Raw genomic sequence first — 24,445 nt, 5'->3', positions numbered from 1 at the left:
CGCTGATTGCTCGTGTCGGTATGCTCGTGCCGGCAGAGGCGCGGCAGCTCACGCGCCCCGCCGCGACTCACTTCGCCAGCACTTCGCGGTTGACGATGTTCGTCGTCAACGTGCCGTCGAGCGCGGCGACCAGGTTCTCGGCCGCGTTGAGCGCCATCGCATGACGGGTCTCGTGCGTGGCCGAGCCGATGTGCGGCAGCGCGACCACGTTCGGCATCGAGAGCAACGGCGAGTCGGCCGGCAATGGTTCGGTGTCGAACACGTCGAGGCCCGCGCCGTGAATCGTGCCGTTGCGCAAAGCTTCGATCAGCGCGGGTTCATCGACGGTCGCGCCGCGCGACGCGTTGATCAGGATTGCGCTCCTCTTCATTGCGCGCAGTTCGGCTGCGCCGATCAGATGCCGCGTCTCTCGCGTGAGCGGCACCTGCAGGCAGACGAAATCGGACTGCGCGAGCAACTCGGCCAGTTCGACGCGCCGCGCGCCATACGCCTGTTCCGCCTGGTGGTTCGCGCTGCGGTTCGTATACAGCACCTTCATGTTGAAGCCGAGCGCCGCGCGGCGCGCGACCGCGCCACCGATGCGCCCCAGCCCGACGATGCCGAGCGTCTTGCCCTGCACGTCGAGCCCGAACTGCGCAGGCCCGATGCTCGCGCGCCACTGGCCCGCCTTGACCCACTCGGCCAGTTCGACGACGCGCCGCGCGGACGCGAGGATCAGCGAGAACACGGTGTCGGCGGTCGATTCGGTCAGCACGTCCGGCGTATGCGCGAGCACGATGCCGCGCCGCGTGAGGTCGTCGACGTCGAACTGATCGTAGCCCACCGAGATGGTCGAGAGCGCCTTGAGCCGGCTCGCGCCTTCGAGCATCGCGGGCGTGATCGTCGCGCTCGCGCCGATGCCGCCGTCGGCATCGCGCAGCGCGGCGACGAACGCATCATGCTGCGACGGATCGACCTGCACGACCTGCGCATGCCGTTGCAGATACGCGAGGACATCCTCGGGCAGCGACTTCCAGGCAACGATCTTCTTCATCAGCTCATCTTCCTTGCGACGGTGGGGCGAGCGGGGTCGCGTTGTGCGGCGGCGGCCGGCTTGACGGCGAGCGTCAGGATCACCGCCGCGACGAGCGCCACGCTCATGAATGCATACGATGCCGCGGGCGATCCGGTTGCGCCATTCAGATAGCCGACCACGTACGAGCCGACGAACGAACCGAGCGCGCCCATGCTGTTGATCAGCGCCATCGCGCCGCCCGCGACGTTCTTCGGCAGCAGTTCCGGCACGATCGCGAAGAACGGCCCGTACGGCGCATACATGGCGGCCCCCGCGATCACGAGCAACGCATACGAGAGCCAGAAATGCGTCGAGCCGAGCCCGTACGACGCCGCGAACGCGATTGCGCCGATCAGCAGGAACGGCCAGACGAACACCTTGCGGCGGTTGAGTTTATCCGATGCCCATGAAGCTGCAAGCATGGCGATCGTCGCGGCCAGATAGGGCAGCGCCGACAGCCAGCCGGTTTCGACCATGCCGAACGACGAGCCGTTCTTCAGGATCGACGGCAGCCACAGCACGAAGCCGTACACACCGATGCTCCAGCAGAAATACTGCGCGCACAGCTTGATGACCGCGGGCGTGCGAAACGCCTCGCGGTAATTGCGCACCGGCTTGATCGCGGCCTGCTCGGCGCGCAGTGTCTGCGCGAGCGCGTCCTTTTCCTGCTGCGTGAGCCACGACACCTGCTCGGGCTTGTCCTTCACGAGGAACCACCAGCAGATCGCCCAGATGATCGCGGGCGCGCCCTCGGCGATGAACATCTGCCGCCAGCCGAACGAATGCACGAGATAGCCCGACACGACCGACATCCACAGCACCGTGACCGGATTGCCGAGAATCAGGAACGTGTTGGCGCGTGAGCGCTCGCTCTTCGTGAACCAGTTGCTGATGAAGATCAGCATGGCCGGCATCACCGCGGCTTCGACCACCCCGAGCAAAAAGCGGATCGCCATCAGCGACGGGATGTTGCTGACCATCCCGGTCAACGCCGCGCAGCCGCCCCACAGAACGAGGCTCCAGAACACGAGCTTCTTCACGCTGCGGCGCTCGGCGTAGATCGCGCCCGGAATCTGGAAGAAGAAATAGCCGAGGAAGAACAGCGCGCCGATCAGCGACGCGAGCCCCTTGCCGATACCGAGATCCTGATTGATGCCGGCCGCCGACGCGAAGCCGAAATTCGCGCGATCGAGATACGCGAGGCTGTAGGTGATGAACACGATCGGCATGATCGTCCACCAGCGGCGAATCGCAAGCGATGAGGTCATGGAAGTCTCCCTGGACGGCGTCGTCCCGAATCAATGATGAAAAAATCTGGGCGCGCTGCCGGCGCTCTTGTTGTCGTGAAGGTCGTTCTCGATGCGGCTCGATCTGCGTCAGGCCGCGCTCGCGACGCCCGGCCCCTCGGCCAGCTCGAGCGCGTCGAGTTCGGCGCGGCCCGGCAAACCTTCCGAATCGCCGATCACCTGAATCGCGAGCGCGCCGATCCGGTTGCCGCGCGCGACCGCCTGCGCGAGCGTGCGCCCTTCGAGCAGCGCGCTAATCACGCCGACCGCGAAGCCATCGCCCGCGCCGACCGTATCGACGACGTTCGCGACCGGCTGCCCCGCGATCGTGGCGGCCTCGGTCGCGGTACGGTAATACGCGCCCTGCGCGCCGAGCTTGACGATCACGCCACGCGCGCCGCGCTCCAGATAGAACTTCGCGATGTCCTCCGGCTGCGTGTAGCCGGTCAGAATCTTGCCCTCGCCGATGCCGGGCAGCACCCAATCGGCCAGCGCGGCGAGCGCATTCAAGCCTTCGACCATCGCCACACGCGACGGCCACAGCGTCGGGCGCAGATTCGGGTCGAACGAGATCGTCCTGCCAGCCGCACGCATTTCGCGGGCCAGGTGGAACGCCAGCTCGCGCGAGCTGGCCGAGATCGCCGGCGCGACGCCGGTCAGATGCAGGTGACGCGCGGGCAGCACGTAATCGGCGACGTAGTCGTCGAGCGACAGATGGCTCGCCGCCGAGCCCTTGCGGAAGTACTCGACCGCCGGATCGCTGCCGTCGTCGTTCCTCGACTTGAGCTGGAAGCCGGTCGGATAGCGCGCATCGGTGCTGACGCAGCGCTGGTCGATGCCCTCTTTCGTCAGCGTGTCGCGCACGTACTGGCCGAACGAATCGTCGCCGACGCGGCTCATCCAGCCCACTTTGAAGCCAAGCCGCGAGAGGCCGATGGCGACGTTCAGGTCCGCGCCGGCGATGCGCTTCGTGAAGTGCCCGACGCCCGCAAGCGGGCCGGTTTCGGCGGCGACGAACATCGCCATGGCCTCGCCGTAGGTGATCACGTCGAGGGCGGGGTGCGGGTGGGTCATGCTGGGCTCCGGGAGGTGCAATCGGGTGTATCGATTCGTGATGTGTCGTGTCGCGCCTCTACACGCGCGCGAGCCAGCTCACGCAGCGCGCGGCGTGCGCGTCGATCCGGCTCGTGTCGAACGGAAACTCGATGCCACGCGGCACGTCGCGCGGCAGGCGCTCGAGGACCGCGCGGAATTGCGCGTCGTCCTCGGCCGGCGCGAGCGCGAAGCGCCGCGCGCCCTCGCCCGCCGTGGTCTTGCAGTGGATGTACTCCACGTATGGCGCGAGCAGTGGGGCGATCTGCAGCGGCGCGACGCCGAGCCACGCCCAGTTGCCGATATCGAAGGTCATGCCGAGCACGCCCGCGTGGCCTTCGCGTACGAGCGCGTCGAACAGCCTGGCGAACTGCGCGGGCGAGCCGCCCTGCGCCAGTTGCCCGTTTTCGACGACGAGCCGCGGCTGCGCGTCGCCCGCGCTGCCTTTCCCGCTCGCGAGGTGCGCAGCAATCGCCGCGCCGTGCGCCTCGCCAGCGAAGCCGCCGAGCTGCAGCTTGACGAAGCGCGCGCCGAGCGCGGCTGCTTCGTCGAGCGCGAGACGCAGTGCGCCGGTATCGAGCTGGCCGTGCGTCTCGTACAGCGATGCTGGCGTCGAAAACACCGACCACAGCCCGAGATCGGCCAGCGCCCCGCCGAGCGCGCGCAGCCGCTGCCGCTCCGCCTCCGCGTGGCTCGCGAACAGCTCGCGGCGCACCTCGAAACCCGCCGCGCCGGCACGCCTTGCCGCCCGGGCCCATTTCAGATGGCCGTCGGCGCGCACCGCATTCACACCGAACGCGCTGGCGACGATCACGATCTCCACTGCATCAGCCATGTTGAATTCGCTCGATTTCGTTCGAAGAATGGAAATTGGAACCGGTTCCAGACGCGCTTCTTAAAAAAGCGCCGAGGCGCTCCGATGTGCGAATAGTGCGCGGGCCAGCCATCACGCACCATAGAGAAAATCCCCAGGCGCGGCGGCGTGCGGCGGGCGGGTCAACCCGCTTCGTCAGCGACACACATCGCCAGAAACTGCTCCACAACGCGCGACTGCGCACTCGCGTGCCGCACCAGAATCGAGAATCGCCGCGTCAGCGGCTGCGGGCTCAGCGACAGCAGGCAAAGCGCGCCGTCCTCGTGCCGCATCGACATCGCCGATACGAAGCCGACGCCCATGCCGGCCCGCACCGCCTCCTTCACCCCTTCGACGCCCGCGATTTCGAGCGCGACGCGCATCGGCACGCCCGCGCGCGCGAATTCGCGCTCGACCGTCTGCCGCACGCCGGAGCCCTCCTCGCGCAGCACCAGCGGATAAGCGCCGAACGCGGCCAGTTCGATGCGCCCGCCGTTGTCCGCCTGCGCAAGAGGATGCGAGCGCGGCATGATCGCGACGATTTCGTCCTCGCGCCACGCGTGGACGAGCGTGTCCGGCGGCAGATCGGCGCCGGCCGGGCCCTCGATCATCGCGATATCGACCGAGCCCAGCGCACCGACGATCTCCGCCGTGTTGCCGTGGGCGGTATGGACGCTCACGTGCGGAAAACGGCGATGGAATTCGGCGATCAGGTACGGCAGCAGGTAGCTCGCCGGCGTCGTGCTCGCGCCGATCCGCAAGGTGCCCCGCTCCAGACCGCGCAGCGCGTCGCGATAGGCGTGCGCCTGCCGCCACGTATCGCGCAACCTCGCCGCGTAGATGGCGAGCTGCTCGCCCGCGGGCGTCAGCCGCACGCCGCGGCCATCACGCTGATACAGCGGCTCGCCAAACTCGTCCTGCAACTGTCTCAGTTGGCCCGACACCGCCGGCTGCGACAGATGCAGCGCCACCGCGGCCCGGCTGATGTTGCGATGTTCGGCGACCGCCGCGAACGTTATAAGCTGATCCGGGGTCATGTCGATAAAGTATCCGACTGGCCGATACTTTACATTCTAAATCATGATTTTTCATATCGATATATCTAATTTAGGATTAGCCCCATTGCTGCCCACGCAGTCCGCCAGGAAGACAGGCATCCGATATGTCCACCCCCACCGCCCCGCTCACCGCATCCCCCGCGCTGTCCACGCGCGGCCAGCTCAACGGCGTGCTGTTCGTCGCGCTGTTCGCCGCCGCCGTCACGCGCATCGCGCAGATTCCGGCGATTGCCGGCCTCGGCCTCAGTCCGCTGATCGTCGGCATCGTCGCGGGCGCGATCTACGGCAACGCGCTGCGCGACGGCATGCCGGCCAGCTGGGCGGCCGGCGTCAATTTCTCCGCGCGCAAGCTGCTGCGCATCGCGGTCGCGTTCTTCGGTCTGCGCGTGAGCCTGCAGGAAATCGCGCACGTCGGTCTGCCCGGTCTCGCGGTGTCGGTGCTGATCGTCGTCAGCACGCTCGCGCTCGGCACGTGGGCCGGCATGAAAATCATGAAGCTCGATCGCGACACCGCGCTGCTGACAGCGGCCGGCAGCGCGATCTGCGGCGCGGCCGCGGTGCTCGCGTTCGAATCGACGCTGCAATCGAAGCCGCACAAGAGTGCGATGGCCGTCGGCAGCGTCGTGCTGTTCGGCACGTTGTCGATGTTCCTGTACCCGTTGCTGTTCAAGGCGGGCTGGCTGCATCTCGATACGGTCGGCGCGGGCCTCTTCTTCGGCGGCACGATCCACGAGGTCGCACAGGTGGTCGGCGCGGCGAGCAACGTGAGCCCGGAAGCGGCGCACATCGCGACGATCGTCAAGATGACGCGCGTGATGCTGCTCGTGCCGGTGCTGCTGGTGGTCGGCCTCTGGGTGAACCGTGCGGCGCGCGGTACCCAGCACGGCAGCGCCGAGGGCGCGGCCCCGCGCAAGCTCGCGATCCCCTGGTTCGCGCTCGGCTTCCTCGCCTGCGTCGTCGTCAATTCGCTGCATGTGCTGCCGGAAAGCGCCACCTCGACGCTGAACCTGCTCGACACCTTCGTGCTGACGATGGCAATGACCGCACTCGGCATCGAAACGCGCATCTCGCAGATTCGCGAAGCGGGTCCGCGCGCGCTCACCACCGGCCTGATTCTGTACGTATGGCTGATCGCCGGCGGTCTGGGCATCACATGGGCCGTCCAGCACCTGCTCCGGTAAGCCGGCGCAAACTTGCCCGCCTTCCCCGACACCCCGCCGCGCGCGGGGTTTTGCGCTTTCTCGCGCCCCATCCCGGCCGATCACACGGCATACTCGTTGCTGCGAATTTTGCTCCCGCAACCCGCCCGCGCGCGACATCGGCCGGCAACGATAAAACCGCGTTGCCGCGACGCGTCCGGGCGACCGCCATGAGGATCGATCGATGAGCCTGGAACTGTATTACTGGGACGGCCTGCAAGGGCGCGGTGAATTCGTGCGGCTCGCGCTGGAGGAAGCCGGCGTCGACTATGTCGAAGTCGCGCGCGGCAAGCCTTCGAAGGGCCTCGGCACCCAGGCGATGATGACGGTGATGCAAAGCCCCGACGAGCCGTATCCGCCGTTCGCGCCACCGTTCCTGAAAGACGGCGATCTGGTGATCTCACAGACCGCCAACATCCTGTTCTATCTCGGCCCGCGGCTGAATCTCGCGCCCGCGGTCGACAGCCTGCGTTACGTCGCAAACGGTCTGCAGCTGACGATCGCCGACGTCGTCACCGAAGCGCACGACACCCACCATCCGCTCGCGAGCGGCCTCTACTACGAGGATCAGAAAGACGCGGCGAAGGTGCGCGCGCACGATTTCATCGACCACCGGATTCCGAAGTTCATGTCGTACTTCGAGCGCGTGCTCGCGCAGAATCCGGCCGGCGACCGCTTCATGGTCGGCGACACGCTGACCTACGTCGACCTGTCGATGTTTCAGTTGATCGACGGTCTGCTGTACGCGTTTCCGCGCGCGCTGAAGCGCTTTGGCGAACACTATCCGCGGCTCGCCGCGCTGCACGACAGCGTGATCGCCAGACCGAAGATCGCCGCATATCTGGACTCGGACCGGCGCATCGGCCATAACGAAAGTTGTGTCTTCCGCCACTACCCCGAACTCGACAAGGCGGCAGCTTGATCCGCGCGGCCCGCACCCGCCCGCCCGCCATAGCGCGCCCGCCATTCGAGGCGGGCGCGCGGCTGTTGTGCCGCGTCTTTTTCAACCCGCCTTCACGCCTCGTACCATCGACGTGCTTTCATTCCTGCTGAAGCTGCGCACCCGCGCCCAACGCCTTTTCCGGCTCTCCGAAGCCCACACGATGCTGGTCTGGTCGGTCGTGGTCGGCATCGTCGGCGCGTTTGCGACCGTCGTGTTTCGCAGGTGCATCGAACAGCTCCAACTGACGATGACCGGCCACTCCGGCAGCTTCGTCGAACTGGCGCGCAGCCTGCCGTGGACCATGCGCATCTGGTTGCCGGCCGCCGGTGGTCTCGTCGCCGGCGTGTTTCTGCTGATCGCGCAGCGCCACGCCGACGACAACAGGCACACCGACTACATGGAAGCGGTCGCGATCGGCGACGGCGTCGTGCCGGTGCGCCTGAGCCTGTGGCGCAGCGTGTCGTCGCTGTTCACGATCGCGAGCGGCGGCTCGATCGGCCGCGAAGGTCCGATGGTGCAGCTGGCGGCGCTCGCCTCGTCGCTGATCGGCCGCTGGGTCCACTTCGATCCGCCGCGGCTGCGCCTGCTCGTCGCATGCGGCGCGGCGGCCGGCATCACCTCCGCCTACAGCGCGCCGATCGCAGGCGCGTTTTTCGTCACCGAAATCGTGCTCGGCTCGATTGCGATGGAAAGCTTCGGGCCGGTGCTGGTCGCCGCCGTCGTCGCGAACATCACGATGCGCGAGTTCGCCGGCTACAAGCCGCCCTACGAGATGCCGGAGTTCCCGGCGGTGACCGGTCTCGAGGTGCTGTTGTTCGTCGCGCTCGGCGGGCTGTGCGGCGCGGCCGCGCCGCAGTTTCTGCGGCTGCTCGACGCGTCGAAGGCGGCCTTTCGCAAACTGCCCGTGCCGCTGCCGATGCGGCTCGCGCTCGGCGGTCTCGTGGTCGGCATCATTTCGGTCGCGGAGCCCGAGGTATGGGGCAACGGCTATAGCGTCGTGAACTCGATCCTGCATTCGCCGTGGACATGGTCCGCGCTCGTGGTGGTGCTCGTCTGCAAGCTCGCGGCGACCGCGGCGACGGCCGGCTCCGGCGCGGTCGGCGGGGTATTCACGCCGACGCTGTTCGTCGGCGCGGCGGTCGGCTCGCTGTTCGGCCAGGGCATGCACGCGTTGTGGCCGGAGGCGACGTCGGCCGCCTACGCGTATGCGATGGTCGGCATGGGCGCATTCCTCGCGGGCGCGACTCAGGCGCCGCTGATGGCGATCCTGATGATCTTCGAGATGACCCTGAGCTACCAGGTCGTGCTGCCGCTGATGCTCTCGAGCGTGGTCGCGTACTTCATCGCGCGTGCGATCGGCAAGACCTCGATGTATGAGATCACGCTGCGCCGCAATCGCGAGGAGCAGGAGCGCGCACGTCTGCGAGCGACGCAGATGCGCGAGCTGATCCGTCCCGCGCAGACGGTCGTGCCGCCGAACGCGACCGTGCACGACATGACGCGCGTGTTCCTCGAATATCCGGTCAAGTATCTGTACGTCGCGAACGACTCGGGCGCGTTTCTCGGCGTGGTCGCGCTGAAGGACATCACGTCCGATCTGCTCGAAGCGCGCGACACCGCGACGAAGACCGCCGCCGATTATTTGCAGCCGCATTTCGACGTGCTGACGCCGGACATGTCGCTCGGCGTCGCGTTGCAGCACTTCCTGGCGTTTCAGGGCGAGCGCTTGCCCGTGATCGAAAGCGCCGCGCATCCGAAGCTCACCGGCGTCGTCTACAAGACGTCGCTGCTCGATGCGTACTTCCGCATGAATCCGTCGCGCTAAAACAGTCGCCCGACGTCCGCACACAAGCGCTTCGCGGCCGCAATGCAAAGCCGCGCGGATTCTCTACAATGGACAGAGCGCCCGCCCCTCGTGCAGCCGTCATGCGTGAAGCCAGCATGGGCGCAGCAACAGCGAGCACCGTATCGTCGGAGCGAAGATGAGCGAACCGGACCCCGAGGCCGTACGCCGCGATCAGGCCGGCTGGATTTTCGTGCATATCGAGGGCGAGCCGTACGATCGCGGCGAGCAGCACGGCCAATTGCTCGCCGACGAAATCAGGAACGCGATCCGCACCGCGCGCTATCTCGCGAAGTGGGACACCGGCGAGGAGTTCGACGTCTTCGTCAACGCGGCGACGAGCCAGTTCGCGAGCAAGCTCGATACCGAATTCGCCGACGAAATCCAGGGCATCGCCGACGGCGCGAAGCTGCCGTTCGCCGAAGTGCTGGCGTGGAACGGCTACATGGATCTGCTGCAAAGCTGGTGGCCGACGCACGCGGCGCAGCAGCAGCCGCAGTTGGGCGCAAAACTGTGGCGCGGCCGGCGCGGCCATCATTGCAGCGCATTCATCGCGACCGGCAACGCAACGCGCGACGGCCGCATCGTGATGGCGCACAACTCGTGGGACCGCTACGCCGCGGGCGACGCCTTCAACGTCGTGTTCGACATCGTGCCGGATCGTGGCAACCGTATCCTGATGCAGGGCTTGCCGGGCTGCATCTCGAGCCTGACCGATTTCTGGGTCACGGCGGCCGGCCTGATGATCACCGAAACGACGATCTCGAGCTTCGCGGGCTACAACGCGGCCGGCGCGCCCGAGTTCTATCGTTCGCGGCGCGCGTCGCAATACGCGAACAGCATCAAGGAATGGTGCGATATGTTCTCGCTCGCGAACAACGGCGGCTACGCGAACAGCTGGCTGCTCGGCGACACGAAGACCGGCGAGATCGCGCGTTACGAACTCGGGCTGCACTACTCGGGCTTCGAGACCACCAGGGACGGTTTCTATAGCGGCTACAACACCGCGACGGATCTGAAGATCCGCAACCAGGAATGCATCGGCGAAGGCGAGGACTATACCGACGTGCGCAAGAACGGTGCGCGGCGTCTGCGCTTCATGCAACTCGAGGAAATGCATCGCGGCAGGATCGACGTTGAGCTCGCGAAGCGGATGATCGCCGATCATCATGACGTCTATCTCGATCGCAACGACAACCCGTGTTCGCGCACGATCTGCGGGCATCTGGAGCTCGACGACGCGCGCTTCGGCGGTACCGATCATGGACCGTTCAATCCGTGGGGCGCGAACGACGGCAAAGTGGCCGATAGCGAAATGGCGCGCGAGATGGCGTTCACCGCGCGCTGGGGTCATCCATGCGGCCGCCCGTTCGACGCCCAGGCGTTCATGAAGCGGCATCCGCAGTGGAACTGGCTGAACGGCTATATGCGCGACCGCCCGTCGTGGCCGTGGACGCGCTTCGACGTGCTGCGCTAACGCCTGGCCGACGCATGAGTGCCGTTCGTGCCATCATGGAATCTATGCAATATGGTTTTGTGGCAAATGGGCGCGCGTTGCAGAATTTGCCATCTAAGATGGTAAAGAGCATGGGCCGCGCAGCGCCACGCGGCCGGTAGCTTGCTCCGTCCTTTCGACGCGGGACGGCACAGGGTTTGCTCCATTGTCAGCGCCGCGTGAGCTTTAGGAGGTCGGGCGATGAGAACCTCGACACTGTTGACCATGGTGACGCTGTCGGCCTCGTGCTTTGCCGCGCCGGTCCATACCGCGCCGGACAGCGCGGATTCCCCCAGGTTCGCGCAACGGGCGAACGCCGCGCCGGTCGCGCCGCCGGCGCCGGACGTTTCGAGCATCGACGAGAACCATCCGCAGCAATGGGACCATATTGCGCTGCCGAAGTCCCGGCATCTGGAGCGCAGCCTGACCGGGCAGAACGAGCATCTGACCACCTGAGGACGAGCGCTGCACAATGCGCGGGACTGCGAGAGGCTCACCGCGGCCAGACTGTGGCTCTTCGCGGCGATAATAAAGATTCGACTAACTTGAGCACGACAGGAGCACGCATGACAGCCTCGGACATTCCCGGCGAATCGATCGATCTGCAGATCGCCGATCTTCTTGGCGAAGTCGAATTCCCGACCAACAAGGATGCGCTCGTCGCCGCGGCGCGCGAAGCGGGCGCGAGCAACGAGGTGCTGGCGATGCTCGATGGCATGCCTGAGCAGGACTATGTCGACATTGAGTCGGTCACGCGCTTGATCAGCGGCAATTACGGTCCCGGCTTGGGAATCTAGACGCGCCGCGCGCCACCTCACACGTTAGAACTGCGACGCCGCGATCCGCGTGCGCGGCACACGCGTCAGACGGCGCGTCGTGCCGCGGTTTTCGAGCGCGTCGCCGGCCACCTCTCGCGCGGTCACGTCATCGGACCCGGCCACCTCCGCCAGCCGCCGCACCTGCGCCACGCCGTGAGACCCCTTCGACAGCCTGCTGTCCGGCTGGAAATGCTCGACCACATGGTCGATGAACGTGCGCACCTTCGCCGGCAGATGCAGCCGGCTCGGATACGCAATCGTGATTTCGATAGGCGGCAGACTGTACTCGTCGAGCAGGCGTACCAACCGCCCCGCCTTCAGATCCCGGCCGATCAGGTAGCTCGGCAGGATCGCCACGCCCATGCCCAACAGCGCGAATTGCCGCAGCATCTCGGCGTTGTTGGCCGCGATCGCGTTGGTCGGCCGCACCCGCACCTCGCCATCCGGACCCATGAACACGCGTTCCTCGCCGCCGCCCTGTTCTGCCGGCCGGCTCAGGCACGAATGCCGCAGCAGATCTTCGGGGCGCCTCGGCGTGCCGTGCTGCGCCAGATAGCCGGGCGTCGCGCACACCGTCATATAGCCGGTCGTCAGCCGCCGCGTGACGATGCTCGCGCTGCGCATATGCCGCGCAACCACGATGCCGACGTCGAACCCTTCTTCGACGAGATCGACGTGGCGGTCGGCGAGCGTGACATCGGGCACGACTTCCGGATAGCGCGCCGCGTACGACTGCACGACCGGCGCCAGACTATGCAGTCCGAACACGACCGGCGCGACGATGCGCAGGGTGCCGACCGGCTCGTGATTGCGCGCCACCACCATCTGCTCGACGCCTTCTAGATCGGCGAGGATGTGGCGGACACGCTCCAGGTAGGTCGCGCCGGATTCGGTGAGCGACAGACGCCGTGTCGTGCGGTTCAGCAGTCGCGTGCCGAGCCGCGCTTCGAGATCCGCGACGTGCCGTGTGACGACCGCGGTGGACAGATCCAGCGCGCCCGCCGCGCCGACGAAACTACCGAGGTCCGCCACTTTGACGAACACGCGCATCGACTGCAGTTGATTCATGGGACGACTCCTGCCTCGATCGAGCCGGGCCGGCGCAACTGTTGGCGCCAGTATTGCCCCGCGCGGCATGGGCGCCTGCGGGTTTGCCCTATGCATCCGATTCTATCGATCAGACATGTCCCAACACTGACCCGGAAATGACATTCCGGTCACGTTCGACGCGGCGTGTCCGCCCTGCCGCTATCGCGGAGTACATCGTGGAATCCGACTAGGGATAAACCCTAATATGCTGGTACCATACAGGCCAAAGAAACGACCGCTCCACCGCCATGCCACATCGTTTTCAACTGCTGGAAAAAATCGCGTTCTCGCTGGTTTGCTGGTCAGCTGCCGCGAGTTCAGCGTATATCGGTTACGAGCGCAGCCCGGATATGAAGGCCGCGCTGCACGCCGGGGAGAAAATTCTCAGCTCCAGCAGCCGCTATGCGTTCGCCTGTGCGGCGCCCGCTGTCGATACCTGCGCGCCACTGCCGATCGACTGATTTTCTGGTTTTTTTGCCGTATCTGACGCGCGATCCGCAAGGGTCGCGCGTTCGCGCATCCAGGCTCAACGCCGGTTCTCACGCATCGCGCCCGAACACCACGCGCGAGAAAAATCCCGCCAGCACCTTTTCGGCCATCTCCGAGGGCACGTTCTGCGGATCGACCGCGTAGAAGAACTGCACGCCGTCGCACAGGCCTATCAGACCGATTGCGAACTGCTCGGGCGGCATCGAAATCGGTGTGCCCACGCGCTCCGAGAACTCGCGCACATAAGCGCTCAATTGCTCGATCTTCTCGTGCATGAAGGCGTTAAAGCGCGACCGGAAGCGCCCGTCACGCACCGCCAGCAGCTTCGCCTCGGCCCACAGCAGAAAACACTTGTTCTCGCGATGCAGTGAGCTGTAGTAACGCAGCACACGCGCCTCCATCTCTTCGCGCGACGCCGCATTTTCAAAGATTGCGTGCAGGCCCGCCTGCATCGCTTCGTGATCGCGTCCCAGCAACTCGAGAAACAGCTCGGTCTTGCTGCGGAAGTTCGAATAGAACGCACCGCGCGTATAGCCGGCGGCCGCCGCGATGTCCTCGACGCTCGTCGCGACGAAGCCTTTCTTCATGAAGGTCGCCTGCGCGGCGTCGAGCAGGCGCTCTCGCGTCTGGTCCTTGCTCTGCTCTCTCGTTAGTCTTTGCCGTTTCATGGCCGCCAGTCTAGCTCGAAAAGAATTCTAATTCACCTATCCATTCAAATACAGGAGTGTATTAGAATGCGCTTCATCATTCAAAGCCACACCTGTATGCAAATAGCATGATACGGCATGCAGGTCTTCGCTGGCGGGCCGTGCGGCTTGCCGTGTTCGTTCGCTGTCTCCAGTTGGGGTAATTGTGAAGCGTCCCGGTTCGACCGCATCGTCAGCGATGCGCCAGCAGTTTCCTCCATCCTCTCACCACGGTTTCTCCAGGCAAACGTGCGCGCTCGCGCTGGCAGGCGCGCTCGCGCTCGCGGCCTGCTCCAGGAAGGAAGCCGCCGCGCCCGCGCCGCGCCCGGTGGTCGCGCTCGCCGTGCACGCGGACGGCCATGCGCTGCAGGCAGCGTCGCTGCCCGGCGAAGTGCAGGCGCGCTACTCCACGCCGCTGTCGTTCCGCATTGCGGGCAAGATCATCGAGCGGCGGGTGCGGCTCGGCGACACCGTGAAGAGCGGCGAAGTCGTCGCGCTGCTCGACCCGGCCGATGCACAGAAAAACGCCGCCGCCACGCAGGCGCAGCTCGACGCCGCCCAGCACACGCTCGTCTATGCGCAACAGCAGCTCGACCGCGACAAGGCGCAGGCCAAAGAGAATCTCATCGCGCCGGCGCAGCTCGAGCAGACCACCAACGCGTACGCGTCCGCGCTCGCACAGCGCGATCAGGCGCAACAGCAGGCGGCGCTCGCGAACAACCAGTTGCAGTACACGACGCTCGTGGCCGGTCATGCGGGCGTCATCACGGCCGAACAGGCGGACACGGGCCAGAACGTGTCGGCGGGCCAGGCCGTCTACAACCTCGCGTGGAGCGGCGACGTCGACGTGCTGTGCGACGTGCCCGAAAGCGCGCTCGCGGCGTTCGCGGTTGGCCAGAACGCGAGCGTCACGCTCGCGGCGTTGCCGGGTCGCAGGTTCAGCGCGCGCGTGCGGGAGCTGTCGCCGGCCGCCGATCCGCAAAGCCGCACGTGGCGCGCGCGTCTGACGCTGATCGATGCCGGCGCCGACGTGCGTCTCGGCATGACCGCCGACGTCACGCCGGACGTGCCGCTCGCTCAGGCGGCCGCGCAGCGCGGCATGTTTACGCTGCCGGTCACGGCGCTGTTCCATGAGGGGCGCGAGCCGGCCGTTTGGGTCGTGCGAGCCGCGGACAATACGCTCGAACTGCGTCGCGTGACGGTCACTCGCTACTACGAACGCACGTTCATCGTGAGCGAGGGCCTGAAAGATGGCGACAGCGTCGTGCTGCAAGGCGTGCACACGGTGAGCGCCGGCCAGAAAGTCCGCGTGATCGCGCCGCTGCATCCCGAGGATTTCGCTTCATGAGCACGCCGCACGACGAGGGACGCTTCAACCTGTCCGCGTGGGCGCTGCGTCATCAGGCGCTGGTGGTCTTCCTGATCGCGCTGGCCACCGCGTTCGGCATCCTCGCGTACACGCGGCTCGCGCAGTCCGAAGACCCGCCCTTCACGTTCCGTGTGATGGTGATCCGTACGTACTGGCCGGGCGCCACCGCGCGCCAGGTACAGGATCTACTGACCGACCGCATTGGCCGCAAGCTGCAGGAAACGCCGTACATCGATTTCGTGCGCAGCTACTCGCGCCCCGGCGAATCGCTGATCTTCTTTACGATGAAGGACTCGGCGCCAGTAAGCCAGGTGCCGCAGACGTGGTACCAGGTGCGCAAGAAAGTCGGCGATATCGCGGCGACCTTGCCACCGGGCATCCAGGGCCCGTTCTTCAACGACGAGTTCGGCGATGTCTATACGAACATCTACACGCTCGAAGGCGACGGTTTTTCCGCCGCGCAACTGCACGACTACGCGGACCAGTTGCGCACGGTGCTGCTGCGCGTGCCGGGCGTCGGCAAGGTCGATTATTTCGGTGACCCCGATCAGCGCATCTACATCGAGATCGCGAACACGCAGTTGACGCGCCTCGGCATCTCGCCGCAGCAGCTCGGCCAGGCGATCAACGCGCAGAACGCGATCGCGCCCGCGGGTACGCTGACCACCACGGACGACCGCGTGTTCGTGCGTCCGAGCGGACAGTTCAACGATGTCAACGCGCTCGCCGACATGCTGATCCGCATCAACAACCGCACGTTCCGTCTCGGCGACATCGCCACGATCAGGCGCGGCTACGACGAGCCGCTCGTCACGCAGATGCGCTTCGGCGGGAAGCCCGTGCTCGGCATCGGCGTGACGATGCAGCCGGGCGGCGACGTGATCCGTCTTGGCCGCGCGCTCGATCAGCAGATGACGCAACTGCGCGCCGCACTGCCTGTCGGTCTGAATCTCGTCGAAGTATCGAGCATGCCGCACGCGGTCGCGCGCTCGGTCAACGACTTCCTCGAAGCCGTCGCCGAAGCCGTTGCGATCGTGCTGATCGTGAGTCTCGTGTCGTTGGGCGTGCGCACGGGTATGGTCGTCGCGATCTCGATTCCGGTGGTGCTCGCGGTCACCGCGCTGTGCATGTACGTGTTCGATATCGGATTGCACAAGGTATCGCTCGGCACCCTCGTGCTCGCGCTCGGGCTGCTCGTCGACGATGCGATCATCGCGGTCGAAATGATGTCGGTGAAGCTCGAACAAGGCTGGAATCGCGCGCGCGCCGCGGCCTTCGCGTACACGAGCACCGCGTTTCCGATGCTGACCGGCACGCTCGTGACCGTGTCGGGCTTCCTGCCGATCGCGCTCGCGAAATCGAGCACCGGCGAGTACACGCGCTCGATCTTCGAGGTGTCGGCGATCGCGCTGATCGCGTCGTGGCTAGCAGCCGTCGTGCTGATTCCGCTGCTCGGCTATCACATGCTGCCGGAGCGCAAACGCCACGCGCACGAGCCCGACGACCACGAGCACGACATCTATGACACGCGCTTCTATACGCGCCTGCGCGGCTGGATCGGCTGGTGCATCGAGCGGCGCTTCGTCGTGCTCGCGATCACGGTGCTGCTGTTCGTGCTCGCGATGGCCGGATTCTCGCTGGTGCCGCAGCAGTTCTTCCCGAGTTCGGACCGGCCGGAATTGCTGGTGGATGTGCGGCTGCCCGAAGGCGCGTCGTTCGACGCCACCTTGCGCCAGGCCCAACGCCTCGAGAAAGTGCTTGAGGGCCGCCCCGAGATCGGTCACACGGTCAGCTTCGTCGGCACCGGCGCGCCGCGCTTCTATCTGCCGCTCGACCAGCAACTGCCGCAGCCGAACTTCGCGCAGTTCGTGATCACCGCGAAGTCGGTCAAGGATCGCGAGAAGCTCGCGCAGTGGCTCGAGCCGGAGTTGCTCAACAACTTTCCGGCGATCCGCACGCGCCTGTCGCGCCTGGAGAACGGACCGCCGGTCGGCTATCCGGTGCAGTTCCGCGTGAGTGGCGACGACATTGCGACCGTACGCTCGATCGCCGAACGCGTCGCCGCGACGATGCGCGCGGATCGCGGCACACGCAACGTGCAGTTCGACTGGGATGAACCCGCCGAGCGCTCGGCACGCTTCGAAATCGACCAGAAACGCGCTCGCGAGCTCGGCGTGACATCCGAAGACATCTCCAGCTTCCTCGCGATGACGATGTCCGGCTACACGGTCACGCAGTATCGCGAGCGCGACAAGCTGATCAGCGTGGATCTGCGCGCGCCGCGCGCGGAACGCGTCGATCCGTCGCTGCTGACCGCGCTCGCGATGCCGACGCCGAACGGCCCGGTGCCGCTCGGCACGCTTGGAGCTCTGCGCAACGACCTCGAGTACGGCGTGATCTGGGAACGCGACCGTCAGCCGACCATCACCGTGCAGTCGGACGTCATGCCCGGCGCGCAAGGCATCGACGTTACGCACGCGGTTGACCGGGCGCTCGCGCCGATCCGCGCGACGCTGCCGGTCGGCTACCGGATCGAGATCGGCGGCTCGGTCGAAGAAAGCGCCAAGGGTCAAACGTCGATCTTCGCGCAGTTGCCGCTCATGGCAATCGCGGTGCTCACGCTGCTGATGATCCAGCTGCAAAGCTCCGCGCGCGTGCTGATGGTCGTGCTGACCGCGCCGCTCGGCCTGATCGGCGTCGTGCTCACCTTGCTGCTGTTCGGCCAGCCGTTCGGCTTCGTCGCGATGCTCGGCGTGATCGCGATGTTCGGCATCATCATGCGCAATTCGGTGATTCTCGTCGATCAGATCGAGCAGGACATCGCGTCGGGGCACAAACGTTTCGATGCGATCGTCGGCGCGACCGTGCGGCGGTTCCGGCCGATCACGCTGACCGCCGCGGCCGCCGTGCTCGCGCTGATCCCGCTATTGCGCTCGAACTTCTTCGGGCCGATGGCAACGGCGTTGATGGGCGGCATCACGAGCGCGACGATCCTCACGCTGTTCTACCTGCCCGCGCTGTACGCCGCGTCGTTCCGCGTGCGCACCGACGAGCGCGAGCCGCCCGCGCCGACCGGTTCCGGCGCCACGCACACGGGTAACTGAGCATGAGCACGAGCATGACCCTTTCCGCCCTCTCCCGCCGCGCACGCTTCGACGCGCTGGCTCGTGCCACGATTGCCGCGGGCGTCACCTGTGTGCTCGGCGCCTGCTCGTTCGGGCCCAACGGCGACGCGCCCGTCATGCCGCAGCCCGCGCACTATGGTGCCGAGGCGCTGCCTACCCAAACCGTGCCCGCGCAAGGGATCACGCAGCAGTTCGTGAGCGGCGCGCAGCCGGTGCCCGAATGGTGGAAGCTGTATCGTTCGGATGCGCTGAACGCGCTCGTCGACGAAGGCCTGCGCAATAGTCCGACACTCGAGGCGACCGACCGCAGTCTCGCCGCCGCGCGCGAGCAATTGCGCGCGCAGATCGGCAGCTCGCTGCTGCCGATCATCGACGCCGGCGGCCAGGCCACCCGCAACCGCGCGCTCGCCATTCCCGAGATCGGACCGAACACGTTTCTGTACAACGTGTTCGTCGGCCAACTGCAGGCGCATTACACGTTCGATCTGTTCGGCGCCTCGCGTCTCGCGAACGCGGCGCTCGCCGCGCGCGTGAACGTGCAGGTCTACCAGCTCGAGGCGGCACGACGCGCGCTTGCGGCGAACATCGTGACCGCGACGATCACGAGCGCCGCGCTGCATGCGCAGATCGAGACGACCGAGCGCCTCGTGGTCCTCGCCAACGATCAGGCGCGCGACACCGAGCGGCGCTTCGAGCTCGGCGCAGTTTCGCATGCCGATCTGCTGAACGCGCAGCAAAGCGCGGCGAGCGTGGCGGCGAGTCTGCCTGCGCTCAGGCAACAGTGGCTGACGACGCGGCACGCGCTCGCGGTGCTGCTCGGCCGCACACCCGATGCGGCGCCCGACGACATCAATCTTGCGCAACTGCATGTACCGGAGCAGGTGCCGGTCGTCGTGCCGTCGGAGTTGCTGCGCTCGCGACCTGACATCGAGGCCGCCGACGCTGCGCTGAAGGCCGCGGCGGCCGATGTCGGCGCGGCGACCGCGCAGATGTTCCCGAGCCTGTCGCTGTCCGCCTCGATGGGGCAAGGCGGCTTTAGCTGGCCGGTCGCGGTGTCGGGTGCGGGGGCGATCTGGAGCATCGGCGCGTCGCTGTCGCAGCCGCTGTTTCATGGCGGTGCGCTCGTCGCACAGCGCCACGCGGCGCAGCACACGTACGAGGCGAGCGTGTCGCAGTACAAACAGACCGTGCTGGCCGCGTTCCAGAACGTCGCCGATACGCTCGCCTCGCTCGAGCACGACGCACAGTCGCTCGATGCCGCGAACGTTGCCGCGCGCTCGGCGCAGGGCGTGTTCAAGGACACGTCGGCACGCTATCGGCTGGGCGCACTGCCCGTCGCGTCGGCGCGTTCGAGCGAGCAGCAATGGCGCAACGCGCAACTCGACGAGATCCGCTATACGAGCGCGCGGCTCACGGATACGGCCGCGCTGTTTCAGGCGATGGGGAATCCGCCGGTCGATCAGGGTGGTGCTTCGTCGACTGCGCCGACTTCGGCTTCTGCGCCTGCATCGGTCGGGGTGACGAACGCGGCGGCATCCAACTAGACTTGGAAATTCGTACGGAATGCGGCGAACTTATCCCCAGTTCGTGTTGATGAGCCTGTTGAAAACTGTCTGAAAAACGGGCTAATGCATTGAGCGCACTATGATTTGTTCGTCAATAAGGAGCAAGGCGAGCAACGCATTGCTTGGGAAGAGATTTGCGAGATCATCGCTACGCGCTCAGATCAATGGATTGGGAATTCGATCGTCTTGCTCATCACGCTAAACGATGGCCGCACCCTGACGGTGCCCGAAGACGATTCAGCCTGGCATGATTTTGCAATGAAGTTACCGGAGCATCTTGCCGGTGCAAAACCTTATGAGGCTTGGGCACTTCAGTCCGCCTTTTCCGACGAGGTGCCTCGCATCGACGTTTTTCGCCGTTGATGTGACGCTATGCGGCGCGCGAGCGGACGCATACCCGAATCGCTTTGAACAGGATGGGCACGTTCCGCACATCTGCGCTCCCAACATCAAGGCTTGTTCGACTCGAACAGATCCATGATCTGCTTCTTCTCTGTCGTCGACACGCTCGGCGGCGGCGCCACTGGCGGCGTCAGGCCGGCCGGCCCGACGCCGCCGAGCGCGTCGGTCGCGCCGGCCATCGGATTGCCCGAATCGAGACCGATGCTCGCGACGAAGCCTTGCCCCGGCAACCTGTCGCTGAAGAACAGCTCACCGTCCATCACCGTCACGCCGTCGGGCTGCTGCGGCTCGGCCTGCGGCACGCCGCGCAGCGCGCGCTGCATGTACTCGACCCAGATCGGCAGCGCGAGTTGCGCGCCGAATTCGCGGCTGCCGAGGCTCTTCGGCTGGTCGTAGCCCATCCACGCGACCGCCACCAGCGACTGCTGATAGCCGGCGAACCAGCCGTCCTTCGCGTCGTTGGTCGTGCCGGTCTTGCCCTGCAGGTCCGAGCGATGCAGCACGTTGGTGCCCGCCCCCGTTCCCGCGGTCGCGACCGAATGCAGCAGGCTGTTCATGATGTAGGCATTACGCGGCTCGAGCGTGCGCGGCGCGTCGCGCCCGGCGACGAGCGGCTGCGCGCGCGAGATCACCACGCCACGCGCGTCGGTGACTTCGTTGATCAGATACGGATTGATCCGGTAGCCGCCGTTCGCGAACACCGAGTACGCGCCCGCCGATTGCAACGGCGTGACGAGACCCGCTCCGAGCGCCATCGGCAGATAGGGCGGAGTCTTGTCGGCGTCGAAGCCAAAGCGCTGCGTGACGAAGTCCTGCGCATATTTGGTGCCGATGAACGACAGGATGCGGATCGACACGAGGTTCTTCGACTTCTGCAGCGCGAGGCGCATCGACATCGGACCGTCGGGCTGGTCGTCATCCTTCGGCTCCCATGCGTCGCCGCCCGGTGTGCTCGCCGGGAAGTACAGCGGCGCATCGTTGATGATCGTCGCCGGAGCGAGCCCCTTTTCGAGCGACGCCGAGTAGATGAACGGCTTGAAGCTCGAACCCGGCTGGCGCCACGCCTGCGTCACATGGTTGAACTTGTTCTTGTTAAAGTCGAAGCCGCCGATCAGCGCGCGAATCGCGCCGTCCTGCGGCGTGAGCGACACGAGCGCGCCTTCGACCTGCGGCAACTGCGTGATCTGCCAGTTGCCCTTGTCGTCGGCGACGAGGCGCACGATCGAGCCCGGCCTGATGCGCAGCGTCGCGTTCGCGCGTGAGCTCAACGCCGCGGCGACGAAGCGCAGGCCGTCGCCCGACACCGTCACCTGCGTGCCGTCGACCAGTTGCGCGACCACCTGCTTCGCGCTCGCGTCCGTCACCACACCGGCGATGATCTCGCCGTTGTCGGGGTGATCGGTCAGCGCGTCGTCGATCGTCTGATCGCGGTCGTCGCCGGCCTCGGGTAGCTGCACGAAGCCTTCCGGTCCGCGATAGCCGTGGCGCCGCTCGTAGTCCATCACGCCTTTGCGCACGGCGCGATACGCCGCGTCCTGATCGGCGGAGTCGATCGTCGTGGTCACGGTCAGGCCGCGCGTATAGGTTTCGTCCTTGTACTGGGCGTACATCATCTGCCGTACCATTTCGGCGACGTACTCGGCATGCACGCTGTACTCGTTGCCCGGATTCTTCGTGTGAATCTCTTCCTTCACGGCCTCGTCGTACTGCTGCTGCGTGATGTAGTTGAGCTCGAGCATACGTCGCAGGATGTACTCCTGACGGATCTTCGCGCGCTTCGGATTGACGACCGGGTTATATGCGGACGGCGCCTTCGGCAGACCCGCGAGCATCGCGGCCTGGGCCAGCGTGATGTCCTTCAGGTCCTTGCCGAAGTACACGCGCGCGGCCGCGGCGAAGCCGTATGCGCGCTCGCCCAGATAGATCTGGTTCATGTACAGCTCGAGGATCTGGTCCTTCGTCAGCGCGCGCTCGATCTTGTAGGCGAGCAACATCTCGTAGATCTTGCGCGTGTAGGTTTTCTCGCTGGAGAGGAAGAAGTTGCGCGCGACCTGCATCGTGATCGTGCTCGCACCTTGCGATGCGCCGCCATGCGCAAGGTCGGCGAAACCGGCGCGCAGGATGCCGACGAAGTCGACGCCGCCGTGTTCGTAGAAGCGGTAGTCCTCGATCGCGAGCACCGCTTTTTTCATCTGGTCCGGGATGTCCTGGAAGCGCACGAGGCTGCGCCGCTCCTCGCCGAACTCGCCGATCAGCACGTGATCCGCGGTATAGACGCGCAGCGGCACTTTCGGGCGATAGTCGGTCAGCGCGTCGAGCGACGGCAACTGCGGCCCCATCACGACCAGTGCATAGCCGAGGATCAGCGCGCCGACCACGACGAGCGTCGCGATCAGGCCGAAGAACCACAGCACGAGCGACGCACCGATCGAGCGACGGCCGCTCTCTGCGTCGCGCGAAGCGGCGTTGCGTCCTGGCGTGCGTTGGTGGGAGTCCCGGTCTTCGCCGGCCGGAGAGTTCGAGGAATGCGGTCGTTTGATGATTGGCATGACTGGAATAATGGGCCCGCAACGGCGCGCCTGTCTGCACGCGCGCCGGCGCGCGCATGGGTCGTGTTCGACGTCCGGGCCGGGACGTACGCCGCCCTGCGGACCCTGCCCCCGGCCGGCCGCACGGCACGCCTCGGACCATGTCCGGCGCAACGTAACAGCGCATTTTAAAAGAAATCGGTAGCGGTCCAAGCCAGTTTTTTTGTAAGAATTCCTTCGCGGGCCGCCTTTTTCCAGCCAGGTCTGTAATTTCGCGCAGCGCGCCGAGCGGCTTGCGCGCGCCGCGCCGCTTATGCGGGGTTATCAACATTTTCTGTTGAAAGGGCTGTGGACAAACCGCCCGCAAACCCTACAACTCGTTGATGTCACGGGATTTTCGCGCCGAGCTTGTTCCGTGACGGCGCAACTCGTCATATGATGAACCCCGCGCGCCCGAGAAGATCATTGCGCGCGACGGCGACCCCATCGGCGGGGTTCCAGCGGCAGCTCCGAAGGCGGGGTCCGACACCGTCCCCGGAGGCACGCGCCGACCCGCCCGTGCTAACAAGACTGCGAGTCGAACATGTCCAAGCCCAGCGAGCGGATCGTCGTATTCGTCACGACCGCGCAGAAACGTGCGATTACCGCGACCGCGGAGGATCTGGGAATCAGCGTCAGTGAACTGATGCGGCGCGCAGTGCTGAGCTTCGGTGCGACCAGCGAGCAGGTCAAGGCCGCGAGCATCGTCGACCGGTTGCGGGCGCCGCGCGCGCCCGATGCGCTGAACGCGGCGCTGCAGCGTGTGGCGCGCGGCACGCGCTATGCGCGCGCTGCCCTGCCCGTGTCGCTGCAAGCTCCCGAGACGCATGGTGCCGCCGCGGCTGGCGACGCCGCTGCGGCCAGCGCGGCTGCCGGCCCGGCGGATGCTAGGGATTCACCGCCGCCGCTGCTTCCCGCGGGCGTCGCCGCTGCACTCGCCGCAGAGCAGGACGAACAGGCCGCGGCCACCGCCGAAGCGGTCGCCCGTCTGATGGCAGCACGCGGCGCCGAAACGGTAGAAAACGCTGAAGCAGCCGCAACCGACACTGCGCCACCCAAACGGAAGCGGCTGCGGCTGCGTACCTCACTGAAGCGCCGCCGCGTCGACAAGTCCCCCGACGACGACGAACCCGACAGCGACCCGAGCACCGAAGCCAGCCGCTTCGCGTGACGGAAAGCGTCACGGAAAATTACCGCGCGTCGAGCCGCAATCAACGCCTTCGAGCGTGCCGGCAACGGCACGCGACGAGCCTCCCGTTGCATATCGATACATTCGCGACACGCGCATGAACCGCCGTTCGGCAACGCCCGCCCCGCGCGCAATCGGCGGCATTTCCGGCCCCGCGCGGGCCCTTGGACGGCCGCATCGTTTAAGCCATCTTTAAGACAGCCGATGGTGTAATATCCGCCGTCAAGTCCATGCCCCTCGCGGCTTTCCGTCATCTGGGCCAGCGTCAACCGGCATTGCGTTTCAACAAAAACGCGCCGCCCTATTGCAATTGGCAAGTGCGC

At 66.1% G+C, this 24,445-nt stretch carries 19 protein-coding genes and 1 pseudogene; 12 read left to right on the top strand and 8 right to left on the bottom strand.

The features are described 5' to 3' along the window. Positions 1 to 67: 67 nt before the first annotated feature. The 5 genes from LJ655_RS27150 to LJ655_RS27130 all read right to left on the bottom strand — a co-directional run bounded on the left by LJ655_RS27150 (position 68) and on the right by LJ655_RS27130 (position 5,322). On the bottom strand, positions 68 to 1,033 hold the full coding sequence (locus LJ655_RS27150) for a 2-hydroxyacid dehydrogenase (RefSeq protein ID WP_230564254.1): 966 nt from the start codon (positions 1,031 to 1,033) through the stop codon (positions 68 to 70). Further along, positions 1,033 to 2,322, bottom strand: a complete 1,290-nt coding sequence (locus LJ655_RS27145; RefSeq protein WP_230564253.1) for an MFS transporter — start codon at positions 2,320 to 2,322, stop codon at positions 1,033 to 1,035. Before LJ655_RS27145 ends, LJ655_RS27150 begins: the two co-directional genes overlap by 1 nt. Before the next feature lie 108 nt (positions 2,323 to 2,430). Next, on the bottom strand, positions 2,431 to 3,414 hold the full coding sequence (locus LJ655_RS27140; protein ID WP_230564252.1) for a sugar kinase: 984 nt from the start codon (positions 3,412 to 3,414) through the stop codon (positions 2,431 to 2,433). A gap of 58 nt (positions 3,415 to 3,472) precedes the next feature. Beyond that, positions 3,473 to 4,267, bottom strand: coding sequence for a sugar phosphate isomerase/epimerase family protein (locus tag LJ655_RS27135; protein WP_230564251.1), 795 nt, complete (start codon positions 4,265 to 4,267; stop codon positions 3,473 to 3,475). A 161-nt stretch (positions 4,268 to 4,428) separates the two neighbouring features. Continuing rightward, positions 4,429 to 5,322 carry a LysR family transcriptional regulator gene (locus tag LJ655_RS27130; protein WP_230564250.1) on the bottom strand — a complete coding sequence of 298 codons (894 nt, stop codon included), beginning with the start codon at positions 5,320 to 5,322 and terminating at the stop codon, positions 4,429 to 4,431. A 125-nt stretch (positions 5,323 to 5,447) separates the two neighbouring features. On the opposite strand from LJ655_RS27130, the gene LJ655_RS27125 reads away from it, so the two are divergent. The 6 genes from LJ655_RS27125 (at position 5,448) to LJ655_RS27100 (ending at position 11,620) form a co-directional block, all read left to right on the top strand. Next, positions 5,448 to 6,524, top strand: a complete 1,077-nt coding sequence (locus LJ655_RS27125) for a YeiH family protein (protein ID WP_230564249.1) — start codon at positions 5,448 to 5,450, stop codon at positions 6,522 to 6,524. Between the two features lie 202 nt (positions 6,525 to 6,726). Further along, positions 6,727 to 7,464, top strand: a complete 738-nt coding sequence (locus tag LJ655_RS27120) for a glutathione S-transferase (protein WP_230564248.1) — start codon at positions 6,727 to 6,729, stop codon at positions 7,462 to 7,464. Between the two features lie 112 nt (positions 7,465 to 7,576). Then, the gene (locus LJ655_RS27115) at positions 7,577 to 9,310 is read left to right on the top strand and encodes a ClcB-like voltage-gated chloride channel protein (RefSeq protein ID WP_230564247.1); all 1,734 of its coding nucleotides are present in this window, start codon (positions 7,577 to 7,579) and stop codon (positions 9,308 to 9,310) included. A 157-nt stretch (positions 9,311 to 9,467) separates the two neighbouring features. Next, positions 9,468 to 10,805 (top strand): C45 family autoproteolytic acyltransferase/hydrolase, encoded by a 1,338-nt coding sequence (locus LJ655_RS27110; RefSeq protein ID WP_230564246.1) that lies wholly within the window; start codon positions 9,468 to 9,470, stop codon positions 10,803 to 10,805. A 219-nt stretch (positions 10,806 to 11,024) separates the two neighbouring features. Then, entirely contained in the window at positions 11,025 to 11,279 is a 255-nt protein-coding gene (locus LJ655_RS27105; RefSeq protein WP_230564245.1) for a hypothetical protein, read from the top strand. Positions 11,280 to 11,389: 110 nt separating this feature from the next. Further along, a complete protein-coding gene (locus LJ655_RS27100) occupies positions 11,390 to 11,620 on the top strand; it encodes a DUF2795 domain-containing protein (protein ID WP_230564244.1) in 231 nt (76 codons plus the stop codon). 197 nt (positions 11,621 to 11,817) lie between these two features. Here the strand turns inward: LJ655_RS27100 and LJ655_RS27095 are convergent. Continuing rightward, positions 11,818 to 12,709: pseudogene (locus LJ655_RS27095) on the bottom strand (LysR family transcriptional regulator); the annotation flags it as partial. 269 nt (positions 12,710 to 12,978) lie between these two features. Between LJ655_RS27095 and LJ655_RS27090 the strand changes: the two are divergent. After that, positions 12,979 to 13,191, top strand: a complete 213-nt coding sequence (locus tag LJ655_RS27090) for a hypothetical protein (RefSeq protein ID WP_230564242.1) — start codon at positions 12,979 to 12,981, stop codon at positions 13,189 to 13,191. A 78-nt stretch (positions 13,192 to 13,269) separates the two neighbouring features. Here the strand turns inward: LJ655_RS27090 and LJ655_RS27085 are convergent, their stop codons facing one another. Further along, complete coding sequence (locus LJ655_RS27085) at positions 13,270 to 13,887, bottom strand: TetR/AcrR family transcriptional regulator (RefSeq protein ID WP_230564241.1); 618 nt, start codon at positions 13,885 to 13,887, stop codon at positions 13,270 to 13,272. 217 nt (positions 13,888 to 14,104) lie between these two features. On the opposite strand from LJ655_RS27085, the gene LJ655_RS27080 reads away from it, so the two are divergent. The 4 genes from LJ655_RS27080 to LJ655_RS27065 all read left to right on the top strand — a co-directional run bounded on the left by LJ655_RS27080 (position 14,105) and on the right by LJ655_RS27065 (position 20,327). After that, positions 14,105 to 15,253, top strand: a complete 1,149-nt coding sequence (locus tag LJ655_RS27080) for an efflux RND transporter periplasmic adaptor subunit (protein ID WP_230564240.1) — start codon at positions 14,105 to 14,107, stop codon at positions 15,251 to 15,253. Then, positions 15,250 to 18,378 (top strand): efflux RND transporter permease subunit, encoded by a 3,129-nt coding sequence (locus LJ655_RS27075; protein WP_230564239.1) that lies wholly within the window; start codon positions 15,250 to 15,252, stop codon positions 18,376 to 18,378. Before LJ655_RS27080 ends, LJ655_RS27075 begins: the two co-directional genes overlap by 4 nt. Before the next feature lie 14 nt (positions 18,379 to 18,392). Then, entirely contained in the window at positions 18,393 to 19,943 is a 1,551-nt protein-coding gene (locus LJ655_RS27070; RefSeq protein ID WP_230564238.1) for an efflux transporter outer membrane subunit, read from the top strand. Positions 19,944 to 20,048: 105 nt separating this feature from the next. Then, the gene (locus LJ655_RS27065; protein WP_230564237.1) at positions 20,049 to 20,327 is read left to right on the top strand and encodes a hypothetical protein; all 279 of its coding nucleotides are present in this window, start codon (positions 20,049 to 20,051) and stop codon (positions 20,325 to 20,327) included. A gap of 86 nt (positions 20,328 to 20,413) precedes the next feature. On the opposite strand, the gene LJ655_RS27060 is transcribed toward LJ655_RS27065, so the two are convergent. Continuing rightward, positions 20,414 to 22,915, bottom strand: a complete 2,502-nt coding sequence (locus tag LJ655_RS27060; protein ID WP_230564236.1) for a penicillin-binding protein 1A — start codon at positions 22,913 to 22,915, stop codon at positions 20,414 to 20,416. Between the two features lie 562 nt (positions 22,916 to 23,477). Here LJ655_RS27060 and LJ655_RS27055 point away from each other — a divergent pair. After that, positions 23,478 to 24,104: a hypothetical protein gene (locus LJ655_RS27055; RefSeq protein WP_230564235.1), complete on the top strand. Its 627-nt coding sequence runs from the start codon at positions 23,478 to 23,480 to the stop codon at positions 24,102 to 24,104. Positions 24,105 to 24,445: the final 341 nt, after the last annotated feature.

Origin of the sequence: Paraburkholderia translucens (assembly GCF_020881035.1) — a bacterium.
GTDB classification, from domain to species: domain Bacteria; phylum Pseudomonadota; class Gammaproteobacteria; order Burkholderiales; family Burkholderiaceae; genus Paraburkholderia; species Paraburkholderia translucens.
The sequence above is the reverse complement of the archived record's forward strand: the minus strand, read 5'-3'. Positions and strand labels throughout refer to the sequence as shown.

What these genes read in the sequence shown, in the direction of transcription:
- LJ655_RS27150 (WP_230564254.1), bottom strand. Translation starts at nt 1,033, where the DNA reads ATGAAGAAGATCGTTGCCTGGAAGTCGCTGCCCGAGGATGTCCTCGCG.
- LJ655_RS27145 (WP_230564253.1), bottom strand. Translation starts at nt 2,322, where the DNA reads ATGACCTCATCGCTTGCGATTCGCCGCTGGTGGACGATCATGCCGATC.
- LJ655_RS27140 (WP_230564252.1), bottom strand. Translation starts at nt 3,414, where the DNA reads ATGACCCACCCGCACCCCGCCCTCGACGTGATCACCTACGGCGAGGCC.
- LJ655_RS27135 (WP_230564251.1), bottom strand. Translation starts at nt 4,267, where the DNA reads ATGGCTGATGCAGTGGAGATCGTGATCGTCGCCAGCGCGTTCGGTGTG.
- LJ655_RS27130 (WP_230564250.1), bottom strand. Translation starts at nt 5,322, where the DNA reads ATGACCCCGGATCAGCTTATAACGTTCGCGGCGGTCGCCGAACATCGC.
- LJ655_RS27125 (WP_230564249.1), top strand. Translation starts at nt 5,448, where the DNA reads ATGTCCACCCCCACCGCCCCGCTCACCGCATCCCCCGCGCTGTCCACG.
- LJ655_RS27120 (WP_230564248.1), top strand. Translation starts at nt 6,727, where the DNA reads ATGAGCCTGGAACTGTATTACTGGGACGGCCTGCAAGGGCGCGGTGAA.
- LJ655_RS27110 (WP_230564246.1), top strand. Translation starts at nt 9,468, where the DNA reads ATGAGCGAACCGGACCCCGAGGCCGTACGCCGCGATCAGGCCGGCTGG.
- LJ655_RS27105 (WP_230564245.1), top strand. Translation starts at nt 11,025, where the DNA reads ATGAGAACCTCGACACTGTTGACCATGGTGACGCTGTCGGCCTCGTGC.
- LJ655_RS27100 (WP_230564244.1), top strand. Translation starts at nt 11,390, where the DNA reads ATGACAGCCTCGGACATTCCCGGCGAATCGATCGATCTGCAGATCGCC.
- LJ655_RS27090 (WP_230564242.1), top strand. Translation starts at nt 12,979, where the DNA reads ATGCCACATCGTTTTCAACTGCTGGAAAAAATCGCGTTCTCGCTGGTT.
- LJ655_RS27085 (WP_230564241.1), bottom strand. Translation starts at nt 13,887, where the DNA reads ATGAAACGGCAAAGACTAACGAGAGAGCAGAGCAAGGACCAGACGCGA.
- LJ655_RS27080 (WP_230564240.1), top strand. Translation starts at nt 14,105, where the DNA reads ATGCGCCAGCAGTTTCCTCCATCCTCTCACCACGGTTTCTCCAGGCAA.
- LJ655_RS27075 (WP_230564239.1), top strand. Translation starts at nt 15,250, where the DNA reads ATGAGCACGCCGCACGACGAGGGACGCTTCAACCTGTCCGCGTGGGCG.
- LJ655_RS27070 (WP_230564238.1), top strand. Translation starts at nt 18,393, where the DNA reads ATGACCCTTTCCGCCCTCTCCCGCCGCGCACGCTTCGACGCGCTGGCT.
- LJ655_RS27060 (WP_230564236.1), bottom strand. Translation starts at nt 22,915, where the DNA reads ATGCCAATCATCAAACGACCGCATTCCTCGAACTCTCCGGCCGGCGAA.
- LJ655_RS27055 (WP_230564235.1), top strand. Translation starts at nt 23,478, where the DNA reads ATGTCCAAGCCCAGCGAGCGGATCGTCGTATTCGTCACGACCGCGCAG.